At 40.4% G+C, this 5,113-nt stretch carries 4 protein-coding genes; 3 read left to right on the forward strand and 1 reads right to left on the reverse strand.

Annotated elements, in window-relative coordinates:
- Nucleotides 1-378: 378 nt before the first annotated feature.
- Genes O9290_RS05475 through O9290_RS05485 form a run of 3 tightly spaced genes read left to right on the forward strand, consistent with a single transcriptional unit; the run spans nt 379 to nt 3,911 of the window.
- Nucleotides 379-1,764 (forward strand): dihydrolipoyl dehydrogenase family protein, encoded by a 1,386-nt coding sequence (locus O9290_RS05475; protein ID WP_288057904.1) that lies wholly within the window; start codon nt 379-381, stop codon nt 1,762-1,764.
- Between the two features lie 25 nt (nt 1,765-1,789).
- The gene (tmk, locus tag O9290_RS05480) at nt 1,790-2,413 is read left to right on the forward strand and encodes a dTMP kinase (RefSeq protein WP_043999041.1); all 624 of its coding nucleotides are present in this window, start codon (nt 1,790-1,792) and stop codon (nt 2,411-2,413) included.
- A 4-nt stretch (nt 2,414-2,417) separates the two neighbouring features.
- Nucleotides 2,418-3,911 (forward strand): thymidylate synthase, encoded by a 1,494-nt coding sequence (locus O9290_RS05485; RefSeq protein ID WP_288057907.1) that lies wholly within the window; start codon nt 2,418-2,420, stop codon nt 3,909-3,911.
- 165 nt (nt 3,912-4,076) lie between these two features.
- Here the strand turns inward: O9290_RS05485 and O9290_RS05490 are convergent, their stop codons facing one another.
- On the reverse strand, nt 4,077-4,508 hold the full coding sequence (locus O9290_RS05490; protein WP_288057909.1) for a DUF4278 domain-containing protein: 432 nt from the start codon (nt 4,506-4,508) through the stop codon (nt 4,077-4,079).
- Nucleotides 4,509-5,113: the final 605 nt, after the last annotated feature.

Below are 5,113 nucleotides of genomic sequence, written 5' to 3' on the forward strand. Positions count from 1 at the left end.
ATGGGAGTGATCAGGGGGAAAATTCCTGGACTTTTTCCCTGAAAATTAGGTAATTGGCCCCCTCAAAACCGGTAAAACCCCACACCCCACACCCCACACCCCACACCCTGCCCCCAGGAAAAACTTTTTCAGCAGACCCTACTTAAGTGTTAAGTTTCCGATTCCTGAATACTGTCTCCTGATTCCTGAATACTGACTTGAAAGAGGGTGTAGGGTGTGGGGTGTGGGGGAATGGGGAAATGGGGAGACCACTTCGTGCGCGTTGCGGGGGGAAGTGGGGAAGTGGGGGAATTTCAACTAAAACCCTTAAACCCTAACACCCTAACACCCCAAAACCCCCAACACCTTTTTTGACTTTTGACTTTTTACTTTATATTTGTGGTTTACGACTTAGTAATTATTGGTGCCACTCCTGCGGGGATAGAAGCGGCTTTGTTGGCTGTTCACCTCAAAAAAAGGGTGGCCTTAGTGCAACAGCCTTATAGCGGCAATTTAGAGGCATCTGAGGACATTTTTAGCAAGGGCTACAGCCAAATTATCCATCTCTATAAACTGCTGAATCATTGGCAAGAAACGGCCATTTATCCCCAATGGCAACGGTTGCGGCAATGGTTAGAGGAAGTAGATAAAACTATTAATAAACATCATTCTTTAGCGAGATTAGCCACGGAAGGAATAGATGTTATCCCGGGTGGGGGGGAATTTGTTCGGTTGCCCCATTTAGGATTTGTGGTTAATGGTCGGCAATTGTTGGCTAAACACTATCTTATCGCTACTGGTTTTTATCTGCAAGTCCCGAAAATTTTCGGCTTAGATGAGGTTAATTATTTTACCGCTCAAACCCTTTGGCAAGGGCCAAATTTAGACAAGTTGGGACAACATTTAGCGATTATTGGCAACAGCAGCATGGCTGTGAGTTTGGCACAAATTCTCCGACGTTTAGGGAAAGAAATTAGCTTAATTATCGAGGATAATTATCTACTGCCGGATATTGATTGGGAAATCTCCCATTTAGTTACTGCCATTTTAGAAGCGGAAGGAATTAAGATTTTACCCGGCTATTGTCCTAGTCAAGTGAAAGCGATCGAGGGTCAAAAATGGTTACAATTAGACAATCGTGTCATCGAAGTTGATGATCTCATTTTTGCCGGTAATTATCAAGTCAATGAACAGGGATTAAATTTGGCCGGGGTGGGAGTTAAACTAGAGGAGGGATTAATTAGGGTTAATCAGCAATTACAAACCGATAATTCCCGCATTTATGCCCTAAATTTGCTCAGAAATAATTATCCCGATCCTACTTTAAATCACCGGGCTGCTTTTGGGTTAGTCAAGCATCTGCTCACGGGAGAAAAATTTAACTTTAATCCCGAGCAAATTCCCTCATTTATTGCTTTCGATCCTGCTATTGCTTGGGTGGGTTTAACTGGAAAAGCAGCCCAGGAGATCTATGGTGATGAGGTAAAGATGATCAACTATCCAATTAAAAATATGGTCTCACAGCAAATCTGGGGGGAAACCACGGGATTTTGTCAATTAATCTACCGACAAGATGGTAAAATACTGGGAGCGCAAATAGTCGGTAATCAAGCAGCAGAAATGATTAGTATTATCAGTTTAGCTTTACAAGAAAATTTAACCATACAATCCCTCAATAAAAATATTTATACTTGGGGAAGTATGGGAGAGATTATCGGAGAAATGACGCAATTAATCCCCCAGAAAAAATCTTGGTTAACTTGGCTAAAACAATTATTTAGATAATTAGATTGAGAAGGAAGATTAAATTATGAAACCGAAATTTATTGTCTTTGAAGGTATTGATGGATCGGGAACAAGTACCCAAGCAAAACTCTTACAAGAATATTTTTTAAAGCGAGGGGAAAAAGCAGTTTTAAGTCCGGAACCTTCCGAGGGAGTTATCGGTCGTTTGATTCGAGAAATAATGCAAACTAATCTTATTTCTATCAAAGATCAAAATCAATTTGACCGACAAATGGCCTATTTATTTGCAGCTGATCGCCATGATCACTTATATAATGATCACGATGGCGTTTTTAAACTTATTCACCAAGAACAAACCCACGTTATCACTACTCGTTATTATTTTTCTTCCCTGGCCTACAATTGCAATAATCCCGAAGAATTTGCTTTTGTGCGGCAGTTAAATCAACATTTTCCCAATCCAGATATAGTTATTTATATCGATGTTCTTCCCGATATTTCTCTAGCAAGAATTAAAAACAGAGCCATCACAGAAGTGTACGAAAAACAAGAAAAATTAATGAAAGTTCGTCAAATGTTTATCCAGATATTTAAAGAATATAAAGATAATTGTTTACAACTGGATGGTAGTGATACAATAGAAAACCTTCACCGAAATATTATTAATTATCTTGAACGATTAATTTAAATCCATGCTTAGTACAGAAACCACCCCTAAATTCACCTACCAACCCCACTATAAACCCAATCAATTAATCTGCGGTCACGGCCAAACAGCAATTATCACGGGATGGACAGTAAAACAGTCCCTTGCTAAACATTTAAATCCCGACCAATACGCGGTGATTGGTAATCTTTATAGTCCCACCAGAGGAATTAGTCCCCTGCTGAGAAACTTAATAGCAAATCCCCACGTTAGATACTTAGTTATTCTCAACGCAACTAAGGAAGATAAGAACTCCGGTAGCTGTCAATGTTTGCTAGATTTTTTTAGTCAAGGATTCCAGTTAGGAAAAAGTGACACAGGTAAAGAATGTTGGCTAATTAATTCTTCTACCACTGGATATATTGACAAAGAAATTGACCGAGAAATTCTCGAAAAATTGCGTCAATCAATTCAATATCAACCAGTTAAATCCATCCCAGAAGCGATTGAAACTGTCAAAAATTATGCAAAACAATCCCCCTTACCAACTTGGGGAAAACCATTAACCTTTCCTATCTCAGAAAATCTTCCTTCTTTGCTACCCGGGACAAGATACGGTCATCGCATTGAAGGAAAAACTATTGCCGAAACCTGGGTAAAAATTCTCCAAAAGATTAAAACCACCGGCACAATTAGACCGACAGGATATGATGGTAAATGGCAAGAATTAATTGACCTAATGGCCGTTGTCACTGATGAACCCCCAGACTTTTATTTTCCTGAACCTAATTATTTGCCTATAGATAGAGCTTTTCTCACCGAATATATCGGGCAAATTCTCGATGATTCCCCTATACACCAAGGAGTTAAATACACCTACGGTCAAAGATTGCGCTCTTGGTTTGGCCGAGACCAAATTGCACAGGTTATTAATAAATTAATCTCAGAAATTGACGCAGCCAGTGCAGTTATGTCCCTCTGGGATGTGAAAGACCACGAAAAGGGAGGTAGTCCCTGTTTAAATCATATTTGGGTGCGAGTGGTGGAAAATGAATTATCTCTCACCGCAATATTTAGAAGTAATGATATGTTTGCCGCTTGGCCAGCAAATGCCATGGGATTGCGCGCTTTACAGCAACATATTTGCCAAGAAATCAATCAACGCTCCCAGTATAATTTAACCTTGGGTCCATTGATTACTATTAGCCAATCGGCCCATATATACGATGATACTTGGGAGAATGTCGAACGATTAATCGCCACCCAGTACGATAAAATTGTCAATCAGCGCGATTTTTTTGACCCTAGCGGTAACTTTTTGATTTCTGTGGAAAAAGAACAAATTCTCGTCCAACAAACTACCCCCGGCAGCGGGGAAGTTGTCGCTTGTTATCAAGGCAAAAATCCCCTCAAATTAATCCGCGAGCTTGCCGCTACCAATCCCGCAATTATTCCCGAACATATCGGTTATCTGGGAATCGAGTTACAAAAGGCATACAATTGTCTCAAAAATAATCAGCTTTATATTCAAGACCAGTAGATAGGTGGGAAGTTTCAGTGAACAGTGAACAATAAACAGTAAACAGTGAAAAGACAGTAGGAAACTTCTATTTAATACTACTCACTTAAAACTCAAATCTGATAACTGATAACTGATAACTGATAACTGATAACTGATAACTGATAACTGATAACTGATAACTGATTACTGATCCTTGTTTGCTGAACCAGCGCCGCGATATTTGAGAGATGAGGAGCGAATTGGGTTGGCCACCGTCGGATTATTGGTGATTTTAACCTCCGCACCGCGATATTTACCTCCTCGCTCCTTGACAGGAGCCTCGGTGACTGTTGGCTCGATATAGGTGGCGCCACGATACTTTTTCTCGCCGGCGGTTTCTGGAGTGGGGACGGGGAGATTCTTCTGCTCTTCTCGTCCTTGCCATAAAAAGGTGACGACAATCACAACTGTCAAGAGAATTAATAGCTGAATCTGCCAAGGAGCTAAAACCAGACTCAACACTAAACTAATTACCGTGGCGGCACTGGCCAGATAAGCGATCTCATCGCTGGACTGCTGCCAGAAATAGGCAGCCAAGGCAGCGGTGAACAGTGGTAACAAAAACAAATAGGACATTCTGGGTACACCTTGTCATGCTAGTGAACCAATCTCTCTATTATTACCCCCCTAGCTTCGATCGGCGAAAAATATTAACTTAGCTTATGTTACATATAAGTTTTATTTTGTCAATTCTTCTTTACAATTCGTAAAAATATTGTTACATTTATTTACATGAGCTAAAAGTTAAAGCAAAACAGCCAAGACACCAAGCCAGTTCAGATTGTCTCGGGGAGTATCAGACAAAATATGATTCCCTTAGTCCGAGACAACGGTGAAAAACTGGGCTGACTAGCTTAAAAAAGTTTTCGGGGTTTGGGTTTGCCCCATTGACAGATTTGCTTGAGTTCTCCTACATAACTTAGCGCTACCTCGGCTGGACACCGAGGTTTTTTATTTGGTTACAGCGTTTTCGACTAGGTAGGTGGGTATTAAAAACTTTCAGATCCCCCCCTTATTAAGGGGGGATTAAGGGGGGATCGGCACCCCCCTTATCAAGCTATCCATTAGTCGGATCTTTCTTAACAAAAAGAGAAGAAACTTAAAAAAAGGGGAAACGATTGATAGGTATAGTTTTGAAAGAAGGAATTAAGGTGGAGGTAAGCAAAAAAATGGAGAAATGG

The organism is Microcystis sp. LE19-41.2A, assembly GCF_027530405.1.
GTDB classification, from domain to species: domain Bacteria; phylum Cyanobacteriota; class Cyanobacteriia; order Cyanobacteriales; family Microcystaceae; genus Microcystis; species Microcystis aeruginosa.